Below are 25156 nucleotides of genomic sequence, written 5' to 3'. Positions count from 1 at the left end.
AAGCCAATGAGCTACCTGTCAGTCAATAACATCGAGGTCATTTACGACCACGTGATCCTGGTGTTGAAGGGCGTATCACTGCAGGTCCCGCAGGGCAAGATCGTTGCCCTGCTGGGCGCCAACGGCGCCGGCAAGTCCACCACGCTGAAGACCATCTCCACCCTGCTGCGCGGCGAGCGCGGCGATGTCACCAAGGGCGAGGTGCAATTCAAAGGGGAACGCATCGACCAGCTCACGCCCAATGAGCTGGTCAAGCGCGGGCTGTCGCAAGTGATGGAGGGACGCCATTGCTTCGGCCACCTGACCATCGAGGAAAATTTGCTGACAGGGGCTTATACACGCAACGAATCGCGCGCCGAGCAGACCGCATCGCTGGAAAAGGTGTACCACTACTTCCCGCGCCTGCGCGAGCGCCGCAAGAGCCAGGCGGGCTACACCTCCGGCGGCGAGCAGCAGATGTGCGCCATCGGCCGCGCGCTGATGGCCAAGCCGTCCATGATCCTGCTGGACGAGCCCTCGATGGGCATTGCGCCGCAGATCGTGGACGAGATCTTCGGCATCGTCAAAGACTTGAACGCCAAGGAGAACGTGTCCTTCCTGCTGGCCGAGCAGAACACCAACGTCGCCCTGCGCTACGCCGACTTCGGCTACATCCTCGAAAACGGGCGCGTGGTGATGGAGGGTGAAGCCAGCGAGCTGGCCAACAACGAGGACGTCAAGGAGTTCTACCTTGGCATGTCGGGCGCGGGACGCAAGAGCTTCCGTGACATGAAATTCTATCGCCGCCGCAAGCGCTGGCTGGCTTAACACCGATGAACCTGAAAAAAGCAAAAGAATACTGCCGCACCCTGCCGGGCGTTACTGAAGACATCAAATGGGGCGACAACCTGGTGTTCTCCGTCGGCTCGAAGATGTTTGCCGTCATGGATGAAAACGATAAGGCCAAAGCCATTGCCGTCAAAGTCGACGACGAGCGCTTCCTGGAGCTGACCGACCGCCCCGGCATCATTCCCGCGCCGTATCTGGCGCGCATGAAATGGGTGCTGGTGGAGGACTTCGCCAAGCTGCCGGAGGCCGAAGCCAGGGCGATGCTGAAGCGCTCGCACGAACTGATCTTCGCCAAACTGACCAAAAAACTGCAACGCGAGATTGAAGGAGCGGCATGATGGCCGAAACCCTCGACAGCCTCGAAACGCGCCCGCACGCCGAGCGCGAACGCGACCTAATGGAACGCCTGCCGCTGCTGGTGGCGCAGGCGCAAGCGGCGCCCGGCTGGGCGCGCATCCTGGCCGGCATTGACGCCGCCAGCATCAACAGCCGCGAAGCACTGGCCAAGTTGCCGGTCACGCGCAAGTCCGACCTGAAGACGCTGCAGGCGCAAGAACGCCCCTTCGGCGGCCTGAACAGCACCCCGGTCGGCAAGCTGGGACGCATCTTCATGTCGCCCGGACCGATCTTCGATCCGGAGGGCCGCGGCACCGACTGGTGGCGCTTCGCGCGCCCCATGTACGCGGCCGGCGTGCGCGCCGGAGGCCTGATCCAGAACTGCTTCTCCTACCACTTCACCCCAGCCGCCTTCATGGTGGAAGGCGGCGCTGCGCGCATCGGCTGCACCGTGATTCCGGCCGGCGCCGGCCAGACCGAGTTGCAGGTGCAGGCGATGGCTGAACTAAAGCCGGATACCTACATCGGCACGCCCTCATTCCTGAAACTGATCATCGAGAAGGCGGCCGAGATGGGCGCCGATATCAGCAGCGTCAAACGCGCCTTGATGGGTGCGGAAGCGCTGCCGGAATCGCTGCGCAAATGGTTCGCCGAGCACGGCGTGCCGGAAGTACTGCAAACCTACGCCTCCGCCGATATCGGCAGCATGGCTTACGAAACGCGCAGCAACGGCCAGCTCAATCCCGGCATGGTGCTGGACGAAGACGTGCTGCTCGAAATCGTGCGCCCCGGCTCCGGCGAGCCTGTAGCGCCGGGCGAAGTGGGCGAAGTGGTGGTCACCCTGTTCAATGCCGACTACCCGCTGATCCGCTTCGCCACCGGCGACCTGTCGGCCGTGCTGACCGATGCCGCGCCATCGCCGTGCGGCCGCACCAACACCCGCATCAAGGGCTGGCTGGGCCGCGCCGACCAGACCACCAAGGTGCGCGCCATGTTCGTCCACCCTTCCCAGGTGCACGAGATCACGCGCCGCCACCCCGGCCTCGGCAAAGCGCGCCTGGTCGTTTCCGGCAAGATTGCCGAAGAGATCATGACGCTGCATTGCGAAACCGACGATCCCGCCATCGAAAGACAGGCGGCGGAAATCGTCGCCACCATCCGCGACATCACCAAACTGCGCGGCGAAGTGAAATTCGCACCACGCGGCAGTTTGCCAAATGACGGCAAGATCATCGACGATGTGCGCGATTACAGTTGAGATGATGGAGCGTGTGGCGTAAATCCAACTGTTCCTAGGGCAGGCGGCGGAATGGCGGGATAATTGAGCCATTCTTGACCTGCCTCAGAAACATCATGCAAGACTTTCACCACAACCGCGCACGCGCGCTGCTCGAGAACGCAGAAGAACTCTTCGACAAGGAAACGGTGCAAGCTTCGGTCAGCCGCATGGCCGATGCGCTGAACGACCGCTTCGGTGATCGATCGCGTCAGGAATTCCCGCTGGTGCTGGGCGTCATGGGTGGCGCCGTGGTCTTCACCGGCAACCTGCTGCCGCAGCTGACCTTCCCGCTCGAATTCGACTACATCCACGTCAGCCGCTATGGCGATGAAGACCAGGGCGGCAAGGTCGTATGGAAAGTGGTGCCGCGCCCGACTGTCTCCGGCCGCACCGTGATCGTGCTGGACGACATCCTCGACGAAGGCGAGACCCTGGCCCACGTCAAGGAGCGCCTGATGGAGATGGGCGCCAAGGAAGTGATCATTGCCGTGTTCTGCGACAAGGACATCGGCAAGACCAAGCCGGTGAAGGCCGACCTGGTCGGCATCACGATCCCGAACCGCTTCGTGGTCGGCTTCGGCATGGACGCTTACGGCTACTGGCGCAACCTGCCGGGCCTGTGGGCCATCAATCCCGACGACCTCAGCACCCGCTAGAGCTTCAGGCGCGCCCGCGCAGCGTTGTATTCCGCCTTCAGACGGTCGACCATCTCCGCGGTGGTCGGCACGTCATGCATCAGGCCCACGCCCTGCCCTGCGCCCCAGATGTCGCGCCAGGCCTTGGCCGTGCCGCTGTTAAAGCTCATCTTCGTTTTGTCCGACTCCGGCAGGTTCTCCGGATCCAGGCCGGCAGCCACGATCGACTTCTTCAGGTAGTTGCCGTGCACGCCGGTGAACAGGTTGGTATAGACCACATCGGCCGCCGACGATTCGATGATCGCTTCGCGATAGGACTCGGTGACATTGGATTCCTGCACCGCCAGGAAGCGCGAGCCGATATACGCGAAGTCCGCCCCCATGGCCTGGGCCGCCACCACCGCATCGCCAGTCGCGATCGAGCCTGACAACGCCAGCGGGCCGTCAAAGAAGCGCCGTACTTCACCCACCAGCGCGAATGGCGACAGCGTACCGGCATGGCCGCCGGCGCCGCTGGCGACCAGGATCAGGCCATCGACACCAGCTTCCAGCGCCTTCTGCGCATGGCGGATATTGATCACATCATGCAGCACGATGCCGCCGTAGCTGTGGATAGCATCCAACATTTCCACAGGCGGCGCGCGCAGCGAGGAAATGATGATCGGCACTTTGTGGCGCACGCAGACTTCCACATCGTGCTCCAGGCGCTCGTTGGAGTGGTGGACGATCTGGTTCACCGCAATCGGCCCGACACGGACGCCGGGGTTCGCGGCCTGGTAGTCGGCCAGCTCCTGCTGCAACTCGGTCAGCCAGGTATCGAGCAGCTCTTTCGGGCGCGCGTTCAATGCGGGGAAGGAGCCGACAATGCCGGCCTTGCACTGCGCGGCGACCAGCGCAGGGCCGCTGGCGATGAACATGGGGGAAGCGATGACGGGGAGAGTCAGGTTTTGCAGTACGGCTGGCAGGGTCATGGCACGGCCTTCGCATGAAAGTTGATCAAACGATTATAAGACAGCCCAAACGCGCATTTCAGAGGCAAGACTCTACTTCCAGACCGCCGCCAGGGCCTTGATCTTGGTCCAGCCCGACAAGCGTTCGTCCGACAGCGCATCGAGGAAGTCCGACAGGCGCTTGGACTTGGCCATGGTGTACACCGTGAGCGCCGTCGTCACGCCGAATACGAGGATGAAGAACCACAGCCTGCGCGACATGGGCGCATCCGCCTCCGCCAGCAGGTTCATGCCGAGGAAGCCGGTGGTGATGGTGCCGATCATGCCGAAGATCGTGACGACCGTCAGCCGCACCACGGTATTGGCCTGGCGCCGCAGGCTGTCCGCCTCCAGGTAGCCGTTCATATCGGCCACGCGGGTTTTCACCTCGGCATAGGCGCGCTCCAGGTCGAGATGCTGGCCGCACATGCGGAATAGCGCGCGGATCTGCTGCTGGTCCGAAATCTCCGTGAACCAGTAGCGGTGGGTGAAACGCAGGAAGCTCTCAAACGCGTAGCGGATGCGGCGTTTGAAGGCGCGCACGCTGTCGGCATCGCTCACCTGCAGTTCGGACAGGGCTTCCGCCAGGCGGTCGGAGAACATCAGCAGGGAGGCCTTCTGCATATGGGCAATCATGAACAGCAGGAAGTGCTGGTGACGGAACTGCGACAGCACGCCGCGCTCTTTGCAGCAAAAGAACTGCGACTCGGCATCGCCCACCACTACCAGCGCATAGCCGCTGCAAAGATAACGCGTGTAGGGTGCTGCGCCGCCGCTGCACCAGAAGCGGTCGTAGAAGAAACGCCGGTCAACGCCATCGGCCTGCACGCGGCCGGCCTCCGGCGACGCGCTGGCCGGGGCCGCCGACGTGCCGGCCATCGTACCCAGCGCCGCGAAATGCTCCGGCTGCAGGTCGCGCGGGCGGTCCACGGCCAGGTAGGCCATCATCGGCATGCGGTAGTACTCGACCTGGCGGTAGCGCAGTGCCGCCGCGGCGCCCGGCGCATCGGGCGCCATTGGCTCCAGCAAGTAGCGCCAGTGCGAGGCAATGCGCGGCGTCTGGTGCCGTACTACCTGGTCGATGAAAGCTTGCCGCTCCTGCGCATCGGATTGCGCCAGGGCGCGGCCTTCAGCATCCAGCCATTCGACGCCGTGCATGCAGTGCAGCGCGCTGCCGGTATCGTCCCAGCCGGCGGGGTAGGCGCGGCCAAAGCGATACAACAGGTCTTGCGCTTCATCGAACGGCAGGTCGCTGGCGCCGACTTCCATCACCAGCAGCACGATGTCGACATCAAAGAAAAAATGCAGGCAGAGGTTATGCACATCCAGCACGCGCGGCTGGGCGCCGGGCTGGGTTTCGACGCGCACTTTCCTGATATCGCGGCGGCGGAAAATGCGCCGCTGGCCAGCGCCGAACAGGAAGCGCTGCACGTACGGCAGGAAGCTGACGAATTCGGTGTAGTAGCGCTCCTGGAAAGCCGCGCTGCCCTCCTGCGCGGAGGTCACCTCGCGCCAGGGTGAATCATCGCCAAGCAATTCCCAGGGCCGCGCATGCGCGCGCTCGGCCCCCTCGGGCGGCATCAGCCGCAAAGGCCATAACAGAACTTGCCGGACATGCTGGACATGCGGGGACTGGGCGCTCATGTGGCCCAGTATAGCCGAGCTTGTGTCCCACTTGGCCCCTAGGGGCAACCCCATGGTGGGACACGGGGTCAGCCGTCGTTGAGGAGGATGTTGTTTTCGATGCGGGCGCTGCAGGCGCGGACCAGCTGTTTGGTGGCCCAGGAACCTAGCTCGGCGGCGCTCATGTTGAAGTGGCGGCCGGCGATGTCGACCATCAGGGGGATCGATTCAAACAGGGGGCCGACGTCGGCTACCGGCATGCTCTGGCGCTCCAGCATCAGGAATTTGAGCAGCACTTTCACTGCGTATTCGGCGTTGCGCTTGGGGTCGGCGGACAGGAAATCGAGGCGGCGGCGGGCGCGGGTCAGCGCGGCAGCTACGTCTTCGAACACGGCGCCGTGGCCGGGGATGACGACTTTCACATCGAGGCTGGCGATCAGGTCCAGCGTGGCGCCGGCTTCCTCGAAGCCGCCGTCGTCTTCCAGCTCGGGGAAGATCACGCCGAAACCGTTCTGCCACAGCGCGTCGGCAGAGACCAGCACCTTCTCGGACGGGCAGTAATAGATCACCGAGTGGGCGTGGTGGCCGGGTGCGCCGAGCACCTGCCATTCCAGGTCGCCCAACGTCAGCGTTTCACCGGGCGTCACCACGCCGTCGATGGTGAAACGCTCGCACTGCTGGCCGGTGGGCTTGAAGCTCAGCGCATCCTCGTCCCAGCGGCGCACCTTGTCGGCTTCCGCTTCCGGAATGAAGGTGTCGCAGCCGAAATGCGCCTGCAGCGCCGCGTTGCCGCCGCAATGGTCGGAATGCAGGTGCGTGTTGTACAGGCGGTCCAGGTGGCGGCCGTGCAGGGCGTGGCGCACCAGCTCCAGCGTCTGCTGCTTGTGCGTGACATAGCCGCTGTCGATCATGGCCGTGTCGTGACGGCCCAGCAGCAGCACATTATTGGACGAGAGCCAGCCGCGTTCGAAAACGTGGATGGAAGGGTGTAGCTTCATTGCTTCAGTCAAAGTCGATCAGTTGCTCGCGGCGGCGCAGCTCAGCCCACACGGCGCGCTTGTAGGCGTCGTCGGCACGCGACCAGGCGACGATTTCGTCGATGGTGCGCATACAGCCTTCGCAAAATCCGGTGTCACGGTTCATTTTGCACAGGCTTACGCAGGGGGATGGCACGGGCGTCGCCAATTCAGGCGCGCCAGGCGGCAGTTCAGTACTCATGGCCGACATTTTACCGCAGTGCGGCAAAACAACCGGGAATGGCCAAATCGTCAAGCTTGCTATACTAGAGTCGCACCACCACAAAAAGGGAGTGGCGAGGAGACATCCGACCAACCAGCCGCCGAGGTGCTTATGAAGCTCGATCGTCATTGGTTTTCCCGCGCCCTGGGTTTGCTGGCGCGCACCCGCCTGCACCCTCCCGCCGCAAGCGAGCCGCAATTCAGCAGCGGCAATTTTCATTGTCGTGCCGGCAGCCGGCGCTACAAACTCTTTGTCCCCTCCGGCTACACCGGCCAGCCCTTGCCGCTGCTGGTGATGCTGCATGGCTGCCAGCAGGATCCGGACGATTTCGCGGCCGGCACGCAGATGAATGCGGTGGCCCAGGAACACGGCTGCCTGGTGCTGTATCCCGCCCAGTCGCAGGAGGCCAACCAGGCCCGCTGCTGGAACTGGTTCAGCGCCCTGGACCAGGAGCGCGGCCAGGGCGAGCCGGCCATCATCGCCGCCATGGCGCGCGACATCATGGCGCGCTACCCGGTGCGGCAAAGCCAGGTCTTTATCGCGGGATTGTCGGCCGGCGGCGCGATGGCGGTCATTGTGGGCACACTGTATCCGGACCTGTTTGCGGCGGTGGGCGTACATTCCGGCCTGCCCTTCGCGGCCGCGCGCGACCTGCCCTCGGCGCTGTATGCGATGCGGCTGGGCGCGGCCAATGCGCGGGCGGCGCAGACGGCAGGCCAGCCGATCATTGTTTTCCATGGCGATAGGGACAGCACGGTGCATCCTGCCAACGGCGAGGAAGTATTGGCGCAGGGCTTGCGCAGCCATCCACAAGGCGGAAGCGCCAATCCGGCCACGCTGGCAGGCCAGGTGCCCGATGGCCATGCCTTCACCTTGAAAGCGCACTGGCTGGAGGATGGCTCGCCGCTGGGCGAGCACTGGGTAATCCATGGCGCAGGCCACGCCTGGTCAGGCGGCAGCGCAGCGGGCAGCTATACCGACCCGCGCGGGCCGGACGCCAGCCGGGAAATGATGCGTTTCTTCAGCGCGGCGCGGAACGGCGCCCAAAATGCCATTTCATCGCCAGCACGCACAGGGCCAGCACCAGGGTGATGCCGTTGGCGAGGATCACCGGCCAGGCCCCCAGCTGCAGGCCATACAAGAGCCAAAGCAGGACGCCGAAGGAGAAGATCAGGTACATGCCGGTCGAGATACCGTCGGCATGACGCTGGCGCCAGACCAGCAGGACTTGGGGTACAAAAGCGAAAGTGGTGCAAAAGGCGGCAATAAAGCCAAGCAGTTCGGGGGCAGGCAACATCAGGGGGCTTTCAGGGCGGCGATATGGGCGCGCAGGCAATCCGGACACCAGCAGCCCACGGCGGCGGCTTCTCCCGGCACCGGCAGCGCCGGCGGCAGGAAGGTGCACCAGCACGGGGTTTCGCCTGGGGCACCGCTTGGCTTCTGGCCGGGTGCGGCATCGGCCATGGCGCAGTGGAATTCGGCGCCGCAACGCTCACAGGTACTCATATCATCATTGCAATCATGCGTAAGGATCAAGGCCAGCCTAGCGGATCAAACAGGAAATTACAACTCGATTGGCCCTATAATGCGCACCATCGACCTTAAAACTAATTTTGTGGAATCCCGCCATGACCAACCTGCCTGCTTCCGACCCGGATATGACCACTGACCTGAGCGGCGTTACGCCCCAGGTTAAAGCACAGATTCTGGCCGAGGCGCTGCCGTATATCCGTAATTACCACGGCAAAACCATCGTCATCAAATACGGCGGCAACGCCATGACCGAAGAACGCCTGAAGCACGGCTTCGCGCGCGACCTGATCCTGTTGAAACTGGTGGGCATGAACCCGGTGGTGGTGCACGGCGGCGGTCCGCAGATCGACAACGCGCTGAAGAAGATCGGCAAGCAGGGCACCTTCGTGCAGGGCATGCGTATCACCGACGAAGAAACCATGGAAGTGGTGGAATGGGTGCTGGGCGGCGAAGTGCAGCAGGATATCGTGATGCTGATTAACCACTACGGCGGCCAGGCTGTGGGCCTGACCGGCAAGGACGGTGGCCTGATCCGCGCGCGCAAGATGGCGATGCCGGACAAGGAAAAACCAGGCGAGTTCCTGGACATCGGTTTCGTCGGCGAGATCGAGGCGATCAACCCGGCGGTGGTGAAGGCCCTGCAGGACGATGCCTTTATACCAATTATTTCGCCAATCGGCTTCGGCAAGGATGGCCAGGCTTACAACATCAACGCTGACGTTGTCGCAGGCAAGATCGCGGAAATCCTGAAAGCTGAAAAGCTGATCATGATGACCAACATCGCCGGCGTGCAGGATAAGAACGGCAAGCTGGTGACCGACCTGTCGGCGCGCGAAATCGATGAAATGTTCGCAGACGGTACGATTTCGGGCGGTATGCTGCCAAAAATCTCCTCCGCACTGGACGCTGCCAAGTCGGGCGTGAACACCGTGCACATCATCGATGGCCGAATCGAACACAGTTTGTTGCTGGAAGTCTTGACGGAACAGGCTTTTGGCACTATGATCCGGTCTCACTGATTTTTTGGCGGTGTTTCAAACACCGCCAAAAACATGTAAATGCCCTTGTAGCTCAGTGGTAGAGCACTCCCTTGGTAAGGGAGAGGCCACGTGTTCAATCCACGTCAAGGGCACCATTCTCCTTAGTAGACCCGCTCTACTTTCACGCCACGCTGGCGCAGCAGTTCCGCAACATTTCCCGATCCGACCATATGCAGTGTGCCGATAGCGGCAAAGCTGTGCTTTTCTGTTTTCATCATCTCCACAATGCCGTCTGCCAGCAGCGGATTGCGTTCCTTCAGCAGCACTTGCTTCATGAATTTACCGGAGAACGTGGTGTCTTCCTCCACTTCACGCGCCAGCGCTTCGAATTTGGCGGTATCGGCGCTGGACCAGGCATCAACCAGGTCGCGCGGCTGCACGCCCTGCTTGGGGTTTTCAATGATATCGATGCTGTCTTCCAGGAAGCGGGCCTGCTCCTGCGTCGTCAGGCGGCCGAATAGCGCGGCCTGGCCGCCGATCGATTCCAATTCCACCACCCTCTTCTTCTGGCCGTGCGCCACTTTCGCCAGCTGCAGGTCGACGCCGAATTCAGGCCGGTAGCCCAGGTTACGGTATTCGCCGATGGTCAGCATCATCACCACCAGCCAGGGCTTCATCGGCGCCACCATTTCCGGCGCGATGCCGTGCTTGGCCAGCATGCGTTCCAGGCGCGGACGGTATTCGGCACGGATATCGGTCATGGCGCTGCCGCTGCCGGGTGCATACAGGCCAAATTCGCGCATCACGGCCATGGAGCGGACAGGATCGGCGGTAGGGTCGATTTCCAGCGCAATGGCAGTGGCGCGCTCCATGGCCTGCGTGACGCGTGGTTCCAGCGGGTAGAAGTCCTCTTTGCCCACGTGGATAGTGCCAAACAGCCAGGACGTATTGCCGGCGTATTCCAGCTTGTAAAGCGCACCGCGCGCCGGGGCCGCCGCTTCCTGCGCGCCGGCGCCATGGGCCAATCCAAGCAGCAGGCAAAACATCACTATAATCATGCGTCGCATAGTTCCTCCCTGTTGAACGTGAATATTAACCCTTTGGCACCAGTCTGGCTGTTTGACCTGGATAACACGCTGCACAATGCATCGCATGCCATCTTCCCCGCCATGGTGGAGAAGATGAATACGTACATGGCGCGCGTGCTGGGCGATGGGGTGACGCCGGCCAGCAAGGAGGAGATCAGTGCGGCGCGTGAGCTCTACTGGAAGCGCTACGGCGCTACCCTGCTTGGACTAGTGCGCCACCATGGCGTGGAGGCCGCCCATTTCCTGCGTGAGACGCACGAGCTTTCGGACCTAGAAGCCATGATCCGCCATGAGCGTGGCCTGGGCCAGCTGCTGCGCCGCCTGCCGGGCCGCAAGATCCTGCTGACCAATGCGCCGCGCGACTACGCGCGCAAGGTGGTGGGCCATATGGGCATTGGCCGCGCGTTCAGCGAGCAGATCACGATCGAATCGATGTATGTGCACCGCCAGCTGCGGCCCAAGCCATCAAGCCTGATGCTGCGGCGGCTGATGCGCCGGAAGGGTCTCAACCCGCGCCGGTGTATCCTTGTCGAAGATACGCTGGATAACCTGCGTTCGGCGCATGCGCTGGGCATGCGCACCGTGTGGGTCACGCAATACCTGCTCAAGCCGGGGAAAAAACCGGCCTGGCTCGATGTCAAAGTAAAATCTGTCAAACATCTGTCAAAACATAAAAACTATGGCAAGTACACCGCCCGGACAGCGTAAGCTGCAAATTCTCCAGGCACTGGCAGAAATGCTGGAGCACCCAAAGGGAGAAAAGATCACCACGGCTGCGCTGGCGCGCAAGCTGGATGTATCCGAGGCGGCGCTGTACCGCCATTTCGCCAGCAAGGCCCAGATGTTCGAAGGCCTGATTGAGTTTATCGAGTCGTCCGTGTTCGGCCTGATCAACCAGATCGCTGAAAAACAGACGGACGGCATGGCCCAGGCACGCGACATCCTGGGCATGCTGCTGAATTTCGCCAGCAGCAACCCGGGCATGACGCGGGTGCTGATCGGCGATGCGCTGGTCAATGAGGACGAGCGGCTGCAGCAGCGCATGAACCAGTTCTACGACCGCGTGGAGCTGGCACTGAAACAGGCGCTGCGTGCCGCAGTGGCCGAAGGCCAGGCCCATGAGGCTGACGTGGCGGCCCGTGCGGGCATGCTGGTCAGCTTTGTGCTGGGTCGCTGGCACCGTTACGCCAAGAGCGGCTTCAAGGCGAATCCTTCGCAAGACGCTGCCGTACAGATTGCATTGCTGCTGAATTGAACTGCTTGTCCTTTGCTTTGCTGGATGACGCGAGCGTCGATCCGGCCACCGGCGCTGGCCGCCTTTCCCGCCTATACACCGGCCATCAGTCCACCCTCGCCTGCAGCGATTTTTCCGGCTGGCCGGGCGTGCTGGCCGGGATCGAGTCGGCATTGGCGCGCGGCTGGCACGCGGTGCCGGTGCTTAGCTATGAGCTTGGCCACCATATCGTCGGCATCCCGCCGCGCACCGCCAGCGCGGACGCGCCGCCGCTGGCGCAGGTTCTCCTGTTCGAGCGCTGCGACCAGCTGACGCAGGCCGAAGTCGCCGCCTGGCTCGACGCGCGCGCGCAGGAGGCCGCGCCTGGCCCGGCCGCGGCGCCAGCCGGCGTTGCAGGCATCCGCGCCAACGTGAGCGAGGCGCAATTCGTGGATGCCATCCAGCGCATCCGCGATTACATCGCCGCTGGCGACACTTACCAGGTCAACTACACCTACCGCCTGCACTTCGACGCCTTCGGCTCGCTGTTCGCGCTTTACCAGCGCCTGCGTGCGCGTCAGCCGGTGCCTTACGGCGCCTTGATCGGCTTTGAAGACGGCCGTGGCGTGCTGTCGCTATCGCCCGAGCTGTTCGTGCGCAAGGAAGGCGAGCTGCTGACCGCGCGCCCGATGAAAGGCACGGCGCCCGCAGCGCCCGACGACGGCGAAAACGCCCGCCGCGCCGCAGGCCTGGCCGCCGACCCCAAGAACCGCGCCGAAAACCTGATGATCGTCGACCTGCTGCGCAACGACATCGGCCGCATCGCCGTCACCGGCAGCGTGGAGGTGCCGAAGCTGTTCGAGGTAACCCGCTTCAGCAGCGTGCTGCAAATGACCTCCACCGTACAGGCCCGCCTGCGCCAGGACGCCACGCTGCACGACATCTTCACCGCCCTCTATCCCTGCGGTTCGATCACCGGCGCTCCCAAGAAGCGCACTATGGAAATCATCGCCGAGCTGGAGCCCGAAGCGCGCGGCATCTACACCGGCGCCATCGGCTGGTTCGCCCCGGATGGCGATTTCTGCCTGAACGTCCCGATCCGCACCCTCACCCTGCAAGCGCCGCAAGACGGCGTACGCAAAGGTGTGATGGGCGTCGGCGCCGGCATCGTCTACGACAGCGAACCGCACGACGAATTCGCCGAATGCCAGCTGAAAGCCCGCTTCCTGACCGGCCTGTCGAACGATTTCGAACTATTCGAAACCATGCACGCCACGCGTGAAGCCGGCCCGCGCCACCTTGAGCGCCATTTGCAGCGCCTGGCCGCTTCCGCACGCTACTTCGGCTTCGCCTGGGACGAAGCCGCCGCCCGCGCCTACCTCACGCTGGCCTGCCAGGCCCTCCCGCCCGGCCAGCCTCACCGCCTGCGCCTGGCCATGAACGCCGCCGGCGCCTTCGCCGTGCAAACCGGGGTGCTGGCACCATTGCAAGAGCCAGTGCGCGTGCAGCTCGCGGCCGAAGCCACCGACAGCAGCGACCTGTTCCTGCGCCACAAGTCCACCCTGCGCGAACGTTACGACGCGGCATGGAAGGCCGCCGACGCGCAAGGCGCTTTCGACCAACTGTTCTTCAATGAGCGAGGGGAATTGACGGAGGGTGGACGCAGCAATGTGTTCATCCGCGTTGGCGGCCTGTGGATAACGCCGCCATTATCCAGTGGCATTTTGCCCGGCGTGATGCGCTCCGTGATCCTGGAAGCCTGGGGCGCGCAGGAACGTGTGGTCACGCGCGACATGCTGCTCGCCGCGGAGGAAATCGTCGTGTGCAATTCCCTGCGCGGCGCCATGCGCGCGAGCTTACAGGTCGATTAGCATCTCAAAGCCGCCGTAGATCAGGCGCTTGCCGTCGAATGGCATCTTGGCGGGGTCCATCATCTCTTTCATGCGCGGGTCGGCCATCACCTTCTCGTTGCAGGAATCGCGCACCTGGCGCGATGGATAGACGATCCAGGAGAACACCACCACCTCGCCATCTTCCAGCTTGACCGCCTGCGGGAACGAAGTGTGGACGCCGACTTTCACGTCATCCGCCACCGTCTCGCGATACTCGGTAGCGCCATGCTCGCGCCACACTTTGGCGCACTGGCGCGACATCTCCAGGTAAGCCTCCATTTTGTCCTTGGGGACAGGTACTACAAAGCCATCTACGTAAGCCATCGCAGTCTCCTTGTAAAAAGAGCTACAGCTTACCAAGGAATGCCCGGCGATAGGCGCCCGGTGTGGTGGCGGCAATGCGGCGGAAATGGTGGCGCAGCGACTCTTCCGAACCGAAGCCAGCGCGCTCGGCCACCTGCGCCAAAGCGATGTCCGGCGATTCCAGCAAATCTTTCGCCAGCGCCACGCGCTCATGGGCCAGCCATTCGATGGCTCCCATGCCGGTAGCCTCCTGGAACTGGCGCTGCAGCGTGCGCGCGCTCATGGCTGCACGCTCAGCCATGCTGGCGACGGTATGCGGCTCGGCCGGATGGCTGCGCAGCCAGTCCATCAGGCGTGACAGCCTGCCCTGCTCATCATGCGCCATGGGACGCGGCAGGAACTGCGCCTGGCCACCTTCACGGTGCGGCGCCACCACCAGCCGCTGCGCGACCATATTGCCGATCCGCGCGCCGTAATCGCGCCGCACCAGGTGCAGCAGCATGTCCAGGCCCGCCGCCGAACCGGCCGAAGTGATGATTTGCCCCTCGTCGACGTACAGGTCGTCCGCCAGCACCCGCACGCGCGGATAGCGCCGCAGCAGGCGCTCGACGTAGCGCCAGTGCGTGGTGGCGCGCTGCCCATCCAGCACGCCGGCGGCAGCCAGTACAAACACTCCCGAGCAGATGGTGCACAGGCGCGCTCCACGCGCATGGGCGGCGCGGATTTGCGCCAGCAGGGCCGCCGGCGGCTCTTCGTCGGCATCGCGCCAGCCAGGAATGATGATGGTGTCGGCATGCTCCAGCAGGGCCGGATCGTACGGCGCCTGTACGATGATGCCGCCGGCCGCGCGGATCGGGCCCGGCTCGACCGCGCAAACGGCAAAGTCGTACCACTCCACGCCTAGTTCCGGGCGCTCCAGGGCAAACAGCTCGACGGTGCAGCCGAATTCGAAGGTGCACAGGCCATCGTAGGCCAGTGCCACGACCAGGTGTTTTTGCGCGCTCATGGCGCAATCTTAACGCAATATGGCATTTGCGCCACTGCCGCGTGCAGCGCGGGCGGCCGACAATGGAGCCACTTTCAACCGCCACTGGAGAACAAGATGCCAACCGTCGTTACCGAAATCGCCGCCGCGCCAAGCGCCGAAGCCCTGGCCCATTTCGAAGATTCGCTGCGTTTTGAAACGGATTGCTGGGATGTGCACAGCGTGATGGGTACGCCGGAACAGGATTTCGTGCTGCTCGATGTACGCGGCACGGAAAAATACGCCGCCGGCCACGTGCCGGGCGCGGTCGACCTGGCCCACCGCAAGATCATTGGCTCCAAGATGGCCGAATACCCGGCCGGCACGGTTTTCGTCACCTACTGCGCCGGCCCGCACTGCAACGGTGCCGCCCGCGCCGCGATCCGCCTGGCGAAACTGGGCCGCCCGGTGAAAATCATGACCGGCGGGATCACCGGCTGGCTCGACGAAGGCTTCGCCCTCGCCACCACGCCTGTGGCCGCCGCTGCCTAATCAGCCAGCGAGGGCTTTCTCGATTGCCTCAGTCATGGCCTTGTCTTCTGGCTTGACCTTGCTCGGGAAGCTCTCCACCACATTGCCCTTGCGGTCGATCAGGTATTTGTGGAAGTTCCAGGCTGGCGTCTTGCCGGTCGCCTTGATCAGGCGCGCATAGAACGGGTTCGGCGCATCGCCCGACACCACCGACTTGGCGAACATCGGGAACTTCACACCGTAGGTGTTGTAGCACAGGTCAGCAATCTCCTTGCTGCTGCCCGGCTCCTGCTTGCCGAAATCATTCGACGGGAAGCCCAGCACGACCAGACCTTTTCCCGCGTATTTCGCATACACTTCTTCCAGTCCTTTGTACTGCGGGGTATAGCCGCAATAGCTGGCGGTGTTCACCACCAGGATCACCTTGCCGGCGTACTGGCACAGGTCCTGCGGCGCATCATCCTGCAGGCGGTTGAAGGACTGTTTCAGGATAGCGGGGCAGCTCGCTGCTGGCGCATTGGCGGCAGCGGCAGTTGCAGGTTGCGCGGCTGGCGCCTGTGCAAAGGCAGCGGCAGCGCTCAGGCTCAGCGCGGACAGCGCTGCAAATTTGGTGAGGATAGCTGGCATGGGTAGTCTCTTCCGTATGGTTCGAATTTCCGATTGTATGACAATTGCGGCGTGCGCGTTCACGCTGTCTGGCGCCTTCGCGGCAACGCCGCTGCCGGCGATGAAGGCGCAGCAAGTCTCGATCTCCGGCCTGTCATCCGGCGCCTACATGGCCGTGCAGTACCAGGTGGCCTATTCCGCCAGCCTGGTGGGTGCCGGCATTCTCGCAGGCGGCACCTATTACTGCGCGCGCGGCAGCGTGATGACCGCGCTCGGCGGCTGCAAGGATGCCGATATCGCCGACCTGGCGGCGCTGACCCGCAAGCGCGCCGAGGCCGGGCAAGTCGACCCTGTGAGCAAGCTTGCCTCGCACCGCGTCTGGATGTTCCGGGGCACGCTGGACCCGCTGGTCAAGCAAGCCACCACGGATGATTTGGCCAAATACTACGCCGCCTTCATCCCAGCCGCCCAAGTGCAATACAAGAACGATCTGGCAGCCGGCCATACGATGCCTACCGACTCCTTCGGCAATAAATGCGATGCACTGGCGACGCCTTTCATCAGCAACTGCGGCTACGACGCCGCCGGCCAACTGCTGCAATGGATCTACGGCCCGTTGAAACCGCGCAGCACCGGTGCGGCGGGTGGAAAACTGGTTGAATTCGACCAGTCCGAATTCCTGGCCGAACCGACTTCGCACGGCATGGCCAACACCGGCTACGTCTACATTCCTGCCAGCTGCGAAGCCGGCGGCGCCGGCTGCAAGGTGCATATCGCGCTGCATGGCTGCGTACAGGACATCGGCAACGTGAAAGATGCATTCGCGCGCAACGCCGGCTACAACGCCTGGGCCGACACCAACCGTATCGTCGTGCTGTACCCGCAAGCGGCAGCCATCTCGCCGATGCCGAATCCAAAAGCATGCTGGGACTGGTGGGGTTATGACGATCCGGATTATGCGGTGCAGAACGGCCGCCAGCTGCGCGCCATCAAGCGGATGTCCGACCGCCTGACGGGAGCCTGACCCGGAAGCACGCGCCCCGCGCGCCATTCGGCAGGCATTCCACCTCGCCGCCATGGCGCCGGGCGATCTGGCGCACCAGCGCCAGCCCGAGTCCCACGCTGCCGGCCTTCTCCGAGGCGCCCGGCAGGCGGTAGAAGGGCTCGAAGATCCTCTCGCGCTCCTCTGGCGGCACACCGGGACCGCCATCGCAAACCTCCAGCCGCACGGAAGCCATTCCGCCCCCGGCATCACCGTCGCCGTCACGTGCCAGCGCCACGCTCACCTGCGCACTGCCGCCATGCCGTTTGGCGTTTTCCAGCAGATTGCGCACCATCCGCCGCAGCAGCGTGGCATCGCCGCGCAGTATGCCCGCCACGCCATCCAACGCCGCACCTACGCGTGCGCACTCCTCTGCCACGATGCCGGTAAAGTCCACTTCCTCCTGTCCCACTGAATCAGCGGGCGCCGCATCGAGCCGGCTGGCCAGCAACAGCTCGTCGATCAACTGGTCCAGCTCAGAGATATTGCGCCCCAGCTCCTGCCGCATGGCCGGACTGGCCGAATCCTCCAGAAGCTCCACCGCCATGCGGATACGCGCCAGCGGGGAGCGCAATTCATGCGATGCATTCGCCAGCAGCGACTTCTGTGCACCGACCAGCGCCTCGATGCGCGCAGCCGACTCGTTGAAGCTGGCCGCCAACTGCGCCACCTCATCCCGCCCCTGCACCGGCACGCGCGCCGCCAAGTCGCCCCTGCCCCACGCCTGCACGCTGCGCTGCAATTGCTCCAGGCCGCTCGTGATGCGGCGCACCACCGGGTAAGCGCCAACCGCCACAGTGGCAGCAATCATCAGCAGCAGGACCAGCATGGCAGCGGACGCGTTGTGCGGATAGGCTTTCTGCGCGATCAGCCAGCGGCCATCCGGCAGCTTGAACGCAAATACGGAGGGATAGGCCGGCATCACGCCGCTGCTGCGCATGTCCAGATCGGGGCCCGGCAGCGGGCGCCCGATGGTTCCCAGCTGGCGGCCATCGGCGCCATATAGCGCCAGATCGGCTTTCAGCTCGCGGCGCCAGCGGATCAGGGCGCGCTGCAGCTCTTCCTGGCTTGCCCCGGCGGGCGGCGCCAGGCCGTCAACGCTGGCGTCCACTCCAGAGAAGCCGTGCACATGGCGGGCCGGCTCAATCCACAGGTGGATAAATGCAAACAGCGCAGCAGCAATGACCAGGCAGGCCAGCAGCGCCGCGTAAATCCGCACATACATGCGCGATGCAAACTTACGCATCCTGCACCTTGGCGAAGACGTAGCCGGCGCCGCGCACGGTGATGATGCGGCGCGGTGACTTGGGGTCGTCCTCGATCGCGGCGCGCAGGCGGCCCACGTGCACATCGATGGAACGATCGAATGGCTCCGGCGAGCCGCCTTTCAGCACATCGAACAGATGTTCGCGCGACAGCACCCGGCCGGCGCGCTGGGCGAAGACCAGCAGCATGTCGAACTGGTAGGAGGTCAGCGGCCGCTCTACCCCGTCGATGCGCACCATGCGCGCGCCGGGGTCAATTTCCAGGCTGCCGAATCGCAGCACAGCATCGTCAGCGGCGGGATCCGCCAGCGTCGGACGGCGCAGCAAGGCGCGCAAACGTGCCAGCAGCTCGCGCGGTTCGAATGGTTTGGGCAAATAGTCGTCAGCACCCAATTCCAGGCCAACCACGCGGTCCAGCGGATCGCCTTTGGCGGTCAGCATCAGCACCGGCAAGCTACGCAGCGGCTGGGGCAGCGCGCGCAAGCGGCGGCAAACCTCAAGACCGTCCATGTCCGGCAGCATCAGGTCCAACAGCAGCGCGGAAAAATCGCCCGGCGCGGCCTGGGCCAGCCGCTGCAGCCCGGCCAGCCCGCATTCCTCATGCGCCAGCACAAAGCCGTTCTGGGAGAGATATGTGGCGACCATCGCGGCCAGGCGATGGTCGTCATCGATCAACAGGACTTGGGGTGCGCTCATACGACGATTGTAGGCCAGCTTTCCCTTTAATGGCCGTGCATGTGGCTCATCGCCATCTTATGCAGGCCCTTGTTGAACATCGCGCGTTGCTCAACGGTCAGGATGTCGGCTGCATCCATGGCCGCCTGCAGTACGCGCCGCGACATCTGGTCCATCACCTGCATATTCTGGCTGCGCACAACATCCAGCGAAGCGCGATCAATTTTAGGTTCTAACAGCATCTTGCTGACTTTCGTGTGGCCTTCGCCCATTTGCTTCTGAAGCGGCTGCAGGTCCTTGAAGCAGGACAGCGCGATGTCGGTCAAGCGCGCCTTCTGCTCCGGCGTCCCGTTTTCCAGGACGTGCGAAACCATCATGGAAATGTGCTGCTCGGGCGCGTGGCCGGCGCCGCTCGCGACGGCAGTGGTGGCGATGGCGGCAAAGACAGCGGCGATCCAGCGGCGGCGCAGTTTAAACAGGTGTTCCATGTCGTCTCCTTTACTTGGGTTGGCGGATGTACCCACTTTAGGGAGGCTGCGTGTCGCTTTGATGCGTGCTGCGTAAAGTTTTGTAAATCTGCGACAAATGTAAGGGTTTGTAATGACCGTCAACACACTGCTGAGTGAGCCCGTTTTCAGCTCAGTGACACAGGAAACAGTGCGCTACAAAAGATCAACCAGATAGTGAGGATTTAAAAGTGAAAAAAGTCATCGCAACCATGATCGTCGGTCTGTTCGCAAGCGCCGCATTCGCACAACAACAAGCTCCTGCACCAGCGTCCAAGGAGGTAAAGGCTGAAGCAAAGGCCGAGGTGAAGCAAGAAGTGAAGCAGGAAATTCAAAAGCCTGCCGCTGAAAAGAAGTAATTAGCTAAACAATTTATACCAATTAAAGGACGCACCATGAAAAAGATTACCGCCACCCTGATCGCCGGCCTGTTCGCTACCGCAGCTTTCGCTCAACAGGCGCCAGCCCCAGCCGCCCAGACTCCTGCTCCGGCACCGGCCGCGAAGACCGCGCCAGCCGCACCACAGGAAGTGAAGGCCGAAGCCAAACAAGAAGTGAAGCAAGAAGTTAAGCAAACCGCAGCAGCTACCAAGTAATCATCGAACTCATTTAAAGGACACACCATCATGAAAAAGACCATCGCTACCCTGATCGCCGGCCTGTTCGCTACCGCTGCTTTCGCATCCACCCAGGCGCCTGCAGCCTCCTCGGCACCAGCAGCTGCTCCCGCGGCAGCAACTGCGGCCTCCAGCAGCAGCGCCAAGGCTGAAGCCAAGACCGAAGCCAAGGCCGAGGTGAAAGCCGAAGTAAAGAAAACCGCGCACAAGGGCGCTCATAAGAAGTCTGAGAAGCCGGTGGAAACCAAGTCCGAAGTGAAGGCGAGCCCGGCCCCGACCACGGCCGCGGCGCCTGCACCGGCTGCGGCCCCGGCTGCAACCCCGGCCCCAGCTGCGGCCACAGCCACCGCCGCCCCAGCGCCAGCCGCCAAGTAATCCCGGCTAACCGCGCAGTGCCCTCTGCGCTGCGCGGTATCCCCACCAGGAGGCTTCTTCAAACACGGAGAAGCCGCTCAAATCCGAGTGCGCATACAGCACCGGCCCATCCATCTCCCGCAACGCAAGCAAGCCCGCATCACTGCGGAAGCCCGGCACCGGCACCGCCATCGCATGACCGCGCAGCGTGATGTCCACGCGCTCCACACAACTTTCGAATTGCAGCCCGTAGGCTGCCCGCAGGTCGGCGCTGGCCAGCTCCAGCAGCTCATCACCGCTCGCCGCCATCATCCACTTGCGCGCCTCACGCGGATCGCGCCCGGAAAGCGCCACATAGCTGGTGAACACCGTCTTCTCCGGCGGCGCCACGCGGATATCCTGGTGCGTCGACACCACATAGCCCAGGCCGGGCGTGCCGTACACCACGTTATCCCATGACAGCGGCGCCGCAGGCCGCTCCTGTGGAAAACGCTTCATCAGGAAGTTCGCCACCATCCACGGCGCGTGGATTTGCTTGTGGACATCCAGCATGTTTTCCACAACCCTTGCAGCGACATGCAGCGGCATCGCACAAATCACGCGCCGCGCCCGGATCGTGAACGTGCGCGCCACCCCGCGCTCCAGCGCAAAGCAAAGCACTTCCACGCCCCGTTCCGCGCTCGGGCGGACGCGCACTGCGCTGCCAGCCAGGCGCTTCGGCCGCGCCAGCCGCTCCATTCCGCTCGCCAGCGCCTGCAAGCCCTCCGGCCAGGTAAGCCAGGTCCCCTGCTCCGCATTCTCCGCTTCGCCGCCCCGGCCGCAAAAGTAGTGCAACCCCGCCCAGGCCGACACAGCCCCCATCCCCGCGCCATAATCATCGCGGCAGCAATAATCCAGATACCACAGCAAAGACCGCGAACGATAGCCATTCTGTTCCGCCCACGCGGCAAAGCTCATTGCATCCAGCCGCAGCGCCTCCGCATCCATCGACGACCGCTCGCTCGGGAATGTAAACCTGCGCCTTCCATCCGCCCCAACCGCGCCGCGCAGTACCTCAATCTGCGCAAGGAACCGCTTATGCTCCGCCAACTCCTCCGCCGGCACGCCCTCATGCGGCAAAACGCCTTCCTGCCAGACGCCGTTAAACAGCAGCCGATCCTCCGGCCCATGCAGCACAAAGCGTTCATCGTAGTAAGGCTTGCGCGTGCCAGCGCCACGCGTGATAACGCCCAAATCAGCCAGCAACTCCCGCACATGGAAGCAATCCTCAGTCGGCAGCGGCAGATAATGCGCACCGGTGGGATAAGCCAGGTCGTCAAAGCGCCCGCCCGCCGCATTGCCATACGGCTCAGGCCCGTCGAGCATCAGGAAGTCATCATGCCCCTCTTTGCGCAGCTTCCATGCAGCCGTCAGCGCCGCGATGCCCGAGCCGAGAATCAATACATCGGTAGAGAAAGACTGCGAAGGCGCCGGCAACGGCTTGCGGTCGCGCAGAAAATGCCCCTCCTCGCGTCCCGGCGCATGCACCGCCGGCGTCACCTCGCGCCAACGCAGGTAGCCCGCCACGCTCGCGGCAGCCGTCGCACCGCTGACTGCTGCCCAGGCCAAAAAAGAACGCCGCAGCATCAGCGGATCACCCTACGCCAATCCTGCTCGAACTCATGCACCAGCGACTGCGTGTTGAGCCGGTTCGGCGCCATCGGCAAGCGCTGCATATCCGGCGGGAAGCTGAACATCTCCCGCGTCGTATCCGCATTCAGGAAGCGCATCGGCAAGCGATAGGACGACGGCGCCTTATATTCCAGCTGCGGCGACGCCATGATGAAGCCCCACTCCCCGAACGACGGCACATACACGTGATAAGGCCAGGTGCGCATGCCGACCTCGCGCAATGTCGCGTCCACCGTCCAATATGCGTGCGGCGCGAAGAAAGGCGAAGTCGATTGCACCACCACCAGCCCATTCGCCGCCACATGCTTCTTCAACACCCCGTAGAACGGCACCGAATACAGCTTGCCCAGCGCGAAGCTGGACGGATCGGGGAAATCGATAATCGCCGCATCGAACATCTCCTGGTTCTGCTGCAGCCAGACCGCCGCATCGGCATTCACGACATGCACGCGCTTATCGCGGAACGCACCCTTGTTCAAAGCCACCAGTTCATCCCGCGTGGTGAAGGCCGCCGTCATCGCCGGGTCCAGATCCACCAGCGTCACATGCTCGACCTGTGGATAACGCAGCACCTCGCGCAGCGCCAGCCCATCGCCGCCGCCCAGGATCAGCACCCGCTTGGCCCAAGGCAGCGCCTCCATTACCGGATGCACCAGCGCCTCGTGATAGCGGTACTCATCGCGCGAGGAAAACTGCAGGTTGCCGTTGATGTACAGCCGCAGGTCATCCTTCCACTTGGTGATCACCAGGCGCTGGTACGGCGTGCTGGTCGAATACACGATCTCATCGCCAAACAAGCCATGCTCGCCCCACCCCGTCAACCTGTCAGCACCGCTGAAACCGATTACCAGCGCCAGCATCACCGCACTGGCGCGCAGCAAGCGCCCGCTCACGTTCGCCAGCTCTGTGCGGAAAACGTAAATTGTCCACAGGGCCACGCCGATATTCAGCATCCCGAACAGGAAACCAGTGCGCACCAGCCCAAGCTGCGGCGCCAGCACCAGCGGGAACAGCAGCGACACCGCCAGCGCCCCCAGATAGTCGAACGTCAGCACCCGGCTCACCAGCTCACTGAATTCCGTCTGCCGCGCATTCAGGGCCCGCATCACCAGAGGAATCTCCATGCCCACCATGGCACCGACCAGGAATACCATCGTGTACAGCAAGGTGCGGAACGGTGCCGCCGCCCACGCGTAGGTCATGAACAGCACCGCCGCCGACAGGCCGCCGATCAAGCCTACCGCCAGCTCGATATCCACAAAGCGCGCCAGCACATCCTCATCCTTCACGTACTTGGAGAAGTGTGCCCCTACGCCCATCGCGAACAGGTAGCAGCCGATAATCGTTGAAAACTGAAGCACCGAATCGCCCAGCAGGTAGCTGGAGAGCGCGCCGGCGATCAACTCATAGGCAAGCCCGCATGACGCGACAACGAATACTGAAACTATGAGAATCTTTTTGGTCATTTGGGCGCTTTTGCACTAATATGTTTCTCTGTTAGCAAGTTTGTCACTTTAACCGGGGATCGACGTGAACGCCATCCTAAATTATCTGGTCCACCTGGCACTCGCCGCATTGCTGCTGGTGGTGTTCTTCAAGGCCTACACCTGGCTGACGCCATACGATGAAGTAAAACTGATCAGGCAAGGCAACCATGCCGCCGCCTTTTCGCTGGGCGGCGCCATGCTGGGCTTTTCCCTGACGATCGCCTCCAGCATCCTGCACACCAATAATGTGCAGCAGTTCGTGGGCTGGGCCTTCGGCGCGATGATCGTGCAGGCACTGGGCTATGCCATCACCACGCGCTGCCTGAAAATGTCGCAAGACCAGATCGAAGCCGACAACAGCGCCTTCGGCGGCCTGCTCGGCACTATTTCGCTTTCCATCGGCGGCATCAACGCCGCCTGCATTTCCTGAACCTGAAAGAGGTCACATCATGGGTATCGGCAGCTTTATCAAGAAGCAGTTTATCGACGTACTGCAATGGAACGAAGAGACGGAAGGCGTGCTGTCCTGGCGCTACCCGATGCAGGACTTCGAGATCCAGAACGGCGGCGTTCTGATTGTGCGCGAGTCGCAGGTCGCTGTGTTCGTCAACGAAGGCCAGATCGCCGACGTATTCGGCCCCGGTACGCACAAGCTCACCACGCAAACCCTGCCCGTGCTGACCAACTTGAAGAACTGGGACAAGCTGTTCGACTCCCCGTTCAAGTCGGACGTCTATTTCTTCAGCACCCGCGTGCAGACTGGCCGCAAGTGGGGCACCCCGCAGCCGATCACGATCCGCGACAAGGATTTCGACATGATCCGCGTGCGTGCCTTCGGCATGTATTCCTACCGCGTGACCGACCCGCGCAAGTTCTTCACTGAATTGAGCGGTACCCGCGATACCTACACTCGCGACGATGTGGAAGACCAGCTGCGCGGCATCCTGCTGGCCTCCATGGCCAATTCGCTGGGTGCATCGCAGATCGCCTTCCTCGACATGGCGGCCAACCAGGCCCTGATGGCGCAGGAAGTCAAAGGCGGCCTGACCGACGCTTTCGCACGCTACGGCATTGGCCTGGATGAATTCAATGTGGCCAGCGTCAGCCTGCCGGAAGAACTGCAAGCCGCGCTGGACGAGCGTATCTCCGCCGGCATGAAGGGCGGCATGGGCGCCGACAAGATGGCCGGCTATACCAAGTTCCAGGTGGCGCAATCGATCCCGCTGGCAGCCAGCAACGAAGGCGGCCTGGCAGGCATTGGCGCCGGTCTCGGCGCCGGGCTGACCGTGGGCCAGGTGATGGGCCAGGCCATGGGCCAAGCCTTGCAACCGGGCGCTGCTCCGGCCGCACCCGCCGCTGCTCCAGCCGCGCCAGCGCAGGAATCCATCGAAGACCGTCTGGGCAAGCTGAAAGGCCTGCTGGACAAAGGCCTGATCTCGGCAGCCGACTACGACGCCACCAAGGCTGAACTGCTGAAAAAACTGATCGGATAGTCCAGGC

31 protein-coding genes and 1 tRNA gene are annotated in these 25156 nt (G+C 63.2%); 17 read left to right on the top strand and 15 right to left on the bottom strand.

Features of this window, described 5'->3' with window-relative positions:
* Nucleotides 1-6: 6 nt before the first annotated feature.
* From AAHE99_RS06970 to AAHE99_RS06955, 4 genes are all read left to right on the top strand, one after another.
* Nucleotides 7-807 (top strand): ABC transporter ATP-binding protein, encoded by an 801-nt coding sequence (locus tag AAHE99_RS06970; protein WP_342115808.1) that lies wholly within the window; start codon nucleotides 7-9, stop codon nucleotides 805-807.
* A gap of 5 nt (nucleotides 808-812) precedes the next feature.
* The gene (locus AAHE99_RS06965; RefSeq protein WP_342115806.1) at nucleotides 813-1166 is read left to right on the top strand and encodes an MmcQ/YjbR family DNA-binding protein; all 354 of its coding nucleotides are present in this window, start codon (nucleotides 813-815) and stop codon (nucleotides 1164-1166) included.
* Complete coding sequence (locus AAHE99_RS06960) at nucleotides 1166-2422, top strand: phenylacetate--CoA ligase family protein (protein ID WP_342116035.1); 1257 nt, start codon at nucleotides 1166-1168, stop codon at nucleotides 2420-2422. Before AAHE99_RS06965 ends, AAHE99_RS06960 begins: the two co-directional genes overlap by 1 nt.
* A gap of 95 nt (nucleotides 2423-2517) precedes the next feature.
* On the top strand, nucleotides 2518-3099 hold the full coding sequence (locus tag AAHE99_RS06955; RefSeq protein ID WP_342115805.1) for a hypoxanthine-guanine phosphoribosyltransferase: 582 nt from the start codon (nucleotides 2518-2520) through the stop codon (nucleotides 3097-3099).
* On the opposite strand, the gene AAHE99_RS06950 is transcribed toward AAHE99_RS06955, so the two are convergent.
* The 4 genes from AAHE99_RS06950 to AAHE99_RS06935 form a co-directional block, all read right to left on the bottom strand.
* The gene (locus AAHE99_RS06950) at nucleotides 3096-4049 is read right to left on the bottom strand and encodes an NAD(P)H-dependent flavin oxidoreductase (RefSeq protein WP_342115803.1); all 954 of its coding nucleotides are present in this window, start codon (nucleotides 4047-4049) and stop codon (nucleotides 3096-3098) included. The genes AAHE99_RS06955 and AAHE99_RS06950 overlap by 4 nt on opposite strands.
* Before the next feature lie 72 nt (nucleotides 4050-4121).
* A complete protein-coding gene (locus AAHE99_RS06945) occupies nucleotides 4122-5711 on the bottom strand; it encodes a hypothetical protein (RefSeq protein ID WP_342115800.1) in 1590 nt (529 codons plus the stop codon).
* A 68-nt stretch (nucleotides 5712-5779) separates the two neighbouring features.
* Entirely contained in the window at nucleotides 5780-6688 is a 909-nt protein-coding gene (locus AAHE99_RS06940) for an MBL fold metallo-hydrolase (RefSeq protein ID WP_342115797.1), read from the bottom strand.
* Nucleotides 6689-6692: 4 nt separating this feature from the next.
* Nucleotides 6693-6908: a DUF1289 domain-containing protein gene (locus AAHE99_RS06935; protein ID WP_342115794.1), complete on the bottom strand. Its 216-nt coding sequence runs from the start codon at nucleotides 6906-6908 to the stop codon at nucleotides 6693-6695.
* 132 nt (nucleotides 6909-7040) lie between these two features.
* On the opposite strand from AAHE99_RS06935, the gene AAHE99_RS06930 reads away from it, so the two are divergent.
* Nucleotides 7041-8021 carry an extracellular catalytic domain type 1 short-chain-length polyhydroxyalkanoate depolymerase gene (locus tag AAHE99_RS06930; RefSeq protein WP_342115792.1) on the top strand — a complete coding sequence of 327 codons (981 nt, stop codon included), beginning with the start codon at nucleotides 7041-7043 and terminating at the stop codon, nucleotides 8019-8021.
* On the opposite strand, the gene AAHE99_RS06925 is transcribed toward AAHE99_RS06930, so the two are convergent.
* Complete coding sequence (locus AAHE99_RS06925) at nucleotides 7951-8226, bottom strand: SemiSWEET family sugar transporter (RefSeq protein WP_342115790.1); 276 nt, start codon at nucleotides 8224-8226, stop codon at nucleotides 7951-7953. The two genes, AAHE99_RS06930 and AAHE99_RS06925, sit on opposite strands and share 71 nt — an antisense overlap.
* Complete coding sequence (locus AAHE99_RS06920; RefSeq protein ID WP_342115788.1) at nucleotides 8226-8435, bottom strand: cysteine-rich CWC family protein; 210 nt, start codon at nucleotides 8433-8435, stop codon at nucleotides 8226-8228. The genes AAHE99_RS06925 and AAHE99_RS06920 overlap by 1 nt, the downstream gene beginning before the upstream one ends.
* Nucleotides 8436-8587: 152 nt before the next feature.
* On the opposite strand from AAHE99_RS06920, the gene argB reads away from it, so the two are divergent.
* Together argB and AAHE99_RS06910 are read left to right on the top strand one after the other, a co-directional pair.
* Entirely contained in the window at nucleotides 8588-9481 is an 894-nt protein-coding gene (argB, locus tag AAHE99_RS06915) for an acetylglutamate kinase (RefSeq protein WP_342116033.1), read from the top strand.
* A gap of 41 nt (nucleotides 9482-9522) precedes the next feature.
* Nucleotides 9523-9597: transfer RNA gene (locus AAHE99_RS06910), tRNA-Thr, on the top strand.
* Between the two features lie 6 nt (nucleotides 9598-9603).
* Here AAHE99_RS06910 and AAHE99_RS06905 read toward each other — a convergent pair.
* Nucleotides 9604-10509, bottom strand: coding sequence for a TraB/GumN family protein (locus AAHE99_RS06905; protein ID WP_342115786.1), 906 nt, complete (start codon nucleotides 10507-10509; stop codon nucleotides 9604-9606).
* A 33-nt stretch (nucleotides 10510-10542) separates the two neighbouring features.
* Between AAHE99_RS06905 and AAHE99_RS06900 the strand changes: the two genes are divergently transcribed.
* The 3 genes from AAHE99_RS06900 to pabB are packed head-to-tail and all read left to right on the top strand — an operon-like array spanning nucleotide 10543 to nucleotide 13614.
* Nucleotides 10543-11238, top strand: a complete 696-nt coding sequence (locus AAHE99_RS06900; RefSeq protein ID WP_342115784.1) for a pyrimidine 5'-nucleotidase — start codon at nucleotides 10543-10545, stop codon at nucleotides 11236-11238.
* On the top strand, nucleotides 11210-11785 hold the full coding sequence (gene slmA, locus AAHE99_RS06895) for a nucleoid occlusion factor SlmA (protein ID WP_342115782.1): 576 nt from the start codon (nucleotides 11210-11212) through the stop codon (nucleotides 11783-11785). Before AAHE99_RS06900 ends, slmA begins: the two co-directional genes overlap by 29 nt.
* On the top strand, nucleotides 11782-13614 hold the full coding sequence (gene pabB / locus AAHE99_RS06890) for an aminodeoxychorismate synthase component I (RefSeq protein ID WP_342115780.1): 1833 nt from the start codon (nucleotides 11782-11784) through the stop codon (nucleotides 13612-13614). Before slmA ends, pabB begins: the two co-directional genes overlap by 4 nt.
* On the opposite strand, the gene AAHE99_RS06885 is transcribed toward pabB, so the two are convergent.
* Together AAHE99_RS06885 and ftrA are read right to left on the bottom strand one after the other, a co-directional pair.
* Nucleotides 13600-13959 carry a DUF1428 domain-containing protein gene (locus AAHE99_RS06885; RefSeq protein ID WP_342115779.1) on the bottom strand — a complete coding sequence of 120 codons (360 nt, stop codon included), beginning with the start codon at nucleotides 13957-13959 and terminating at the stop codon, nucleotides 13600-13602. The two genes, pabB and AAHE99_RS06885, sit on opposite strands and share 15 nt — an antisense overlap.
* Nucleotides 13960-13981: 22 nt before the next feature.
* Nucleotides 13982-14944 (bottom strand): transcriptional regulator FtrA, encoded by a 963-nt coding sequence (ftrA, locus tag AAHE99_RS06880; protein WP_342115778.1) that lies wholly within the window; start codon nucleotides 14942-14944, stop codon nucleotides 13982-13984.
* A 96-nt stretch (nucleotides 14945-15040) separates the two neighbouring features.
* Between ftrA and AAHE99_RS06875 the strand changes: the two genes are divergently transcribed.
* Nucleotides 15041-15454 carry a rhodanese-like domain-containing protein gene (locus tag AAHE99_RS06875; RefSeq protein WP_342115775.1) on the top strand — a complete coding sequence of 138 codons (414 nt, stop codon included), beginning with the start codon at nucleotides 15041-15043 and terminating at the stop codon, nucleotides 15452-15454.
* Here AAHE99_RS06875 and AAHE99_RS06870 read toward each other — a convergent pair whose 3' ends face one another.
* Complete coding sequence (locus AAHE99_RS06870) at nucleotides 15455-16060, bottom strand: glutathione peroxidase (protein ID WP_342115773.1); 606 nt, start codon at nucleotides 16058-16060, stop codon at nucleotides 15455-15457. It lies immediately after the preceding gene.
* A gap of 37 nt (nucleotides 16061-16097) precedes the next feature.
* Here AAHE99_RS06870 and AAHE99_RS06865 point away from each other — a divergent pair, with 37 nt between their 5' ends.
* Nucleotides 16098-17063, top strand: coding sequence for an extracellular catalytic domain type 2 short-chain-length polyhydroxyalkanoate depolymerase (locus AAHE99_RS06865; protein WP_342115767.1), 966 nt, complete (start codon nucleotides 16098-16100; stop codon nucleotides 17061-17063).
* On the opposite strand, the gene AAHE99_RS06860 is transcribed toward AAHE99_RS06865, so the two are convergent.
* The 3 genes from AAHE99_RS06860 to AAHE99_RS06850 are packed head-to-tail and all read right to left on the bottom strand — an operon-like array spanning nucleotide 17029 to nucleotide 19509.
* On the bottom strand, nucleotides 17029-18327 hold the full coding sequence (locus AAHE99_RS06860) for a sensor histidine kinase (protein WP_342115765.1): 1299 nt from the start codon (nucleotides 18325-18327) through the stop codon (nucleotides 17029-17031). The two genes, AAHE99_RS06865 and AAHE99_RS06860, sit on opposite strands and share 35 nt — an antisense overlap.
* A complete protein-coding gene (locus AAHE99_RS06855) occupies nucleotides 18320-19042 on the bottom strand; it encodes a response regulator transcription factor (protein WP_342115761.1) in 723 nt (240 codons plus the stop codon). Before AAHE99_RS06855 ends, AAHE99_RS06860 begins: the two co-directional genes overlap by 8 nt.
* 26 nt (nucleotides 19043-19068) lie before the next feature.
* Nucleotides 19069-19509 (bottom strand): Spy/CpxP family protein refolding chaperone, encoded by a 441-nt coding sequence (locus AAHE99_RS06850; RefSeq protein WP_342115759.1) that lies wholly within the window; start codon nucleotides 19507-19509, stop codon nucleotides 19069-19071.
* Between the two features lie 209 nt (nucleotides 19510-19718).
* Between AAHE99_RS06850 and AAHE99_RS06845 the strand changes: the two genes are divergently transcribed.
* The 3 genes from AAHE99_RS06845 to AAHE99_RS06835 are packed head-to-tail and all read left to right on the top strand — an operon-like array spanning nucleotide 19719 to nucleotide 20519.
* Nucleotides 19719-19886 carry a hypothetical protein gene (locus AAHE99_RS06845; RefSeq protein WP_342115757.1) on the top strand — a complete coding sequence of 56 codons (168 nt, stop codon included), beginning with the start codon at nucleotides 19719-19721 and terminating at the stop codon, nucleotides 19884-19886.
* Nucleotides 19887-19922: 36 nt separating this feature from the next.
* Nucleotides 19923-20123 (top strand): hypothetical protein, encoded by a 201-nt coding sequence (locus AAHE99_RS06840; protein WP_342115754.1) that lies wholly within the window; start codon nucleotides 19923-19925, stop codon nucleotides 20121-20123.
* Nucleotides 20124-20153: 30 nt separating this feature from the next.
* Entirely contained in the window at nucleotides 20154-20519 is a 366-nt protein-coding gene (locus AAHE99_RS06835; RefSeq protein ID WP_342115751.1) for a hypothetical protein, read from the top strand.
* 6 nt (nucleotides 20520-20525) lie between these two features.
* On the opposite strand, the gene AAHE99_RS06830 is transcribed toward AAHE99_RS06835, so the two are convergent.
* The gene (locus tag AAHE99_RS06830) at nucleotides 20526-22124 is read right to left on the bottom strand and encodes an NAD(P)-binding protein (RefSeq protein WP_342115747.1); all 1599 of its coding nucleotides are present in this window, start codon (nucleotides 22122-22124) and stop codon (nucleotides 20526-20528) included.
* On the bottom strand, nucleotides 22124-23635 hold the full coding sequence (locus tag AAHE99_RS06825; RefSeq protein WP_342115745.1) for a polyamine aminopropyltransferase: 1512 nt from the start codon (nucleotides 23633-23635) through the stop codon (nucleotides 22124-22126). The genes AAHE99_RS06830 and AAHE99_RS06825 overlap by 1 nt, the downstream gene beginning before the upstream one ends.
* A 64-nt stretch (nucleotides 23636-23699) precedes the next feature.
* Between AAHE99_RS06825 and AAHE99_RS06820 the strand changes: the two genes are divergently transcribed.
* Complete coding sequence (locus AAHE99_RS06820; protein ID WP_342115742.1) at nucleotides 23700-24086, top strand: DUF350 domain-containing protein; 387 nt, start codon at nucleotides 23700-23702, stop codon at nucleotides 24084-24086.
* Between the two features lie 19 nt (nucleotides 24087-24105).
* A complete protein-coding gene (locus AAHE99_RS06815) occupies nucleotides 24106-25149 on the top strand; it encodes an SPFH domain-containing protein (RefSeq protein WP_342115740.1) in 1044 nt (347 codons plus the stop codon).
* Nucleotides 25150-25156: the final 7 nt, after the last annotated feature.

The sequence above is a fragment of the Pseudoduganella sp. OTU4001 genome, assembly GCF_038440195.1.
In the GTDB taxonomy this organism is placed as follows: Bacteria; Pseudomonadota; Gammaproteobacteria; order Burkholderiales; family Burkholderiaceae_D; genus Rugamonas.
Note: the sequence above shows the minus strand (reverse complement) of the source record. Positions and strands in the feature narration are given on the sequence as shown.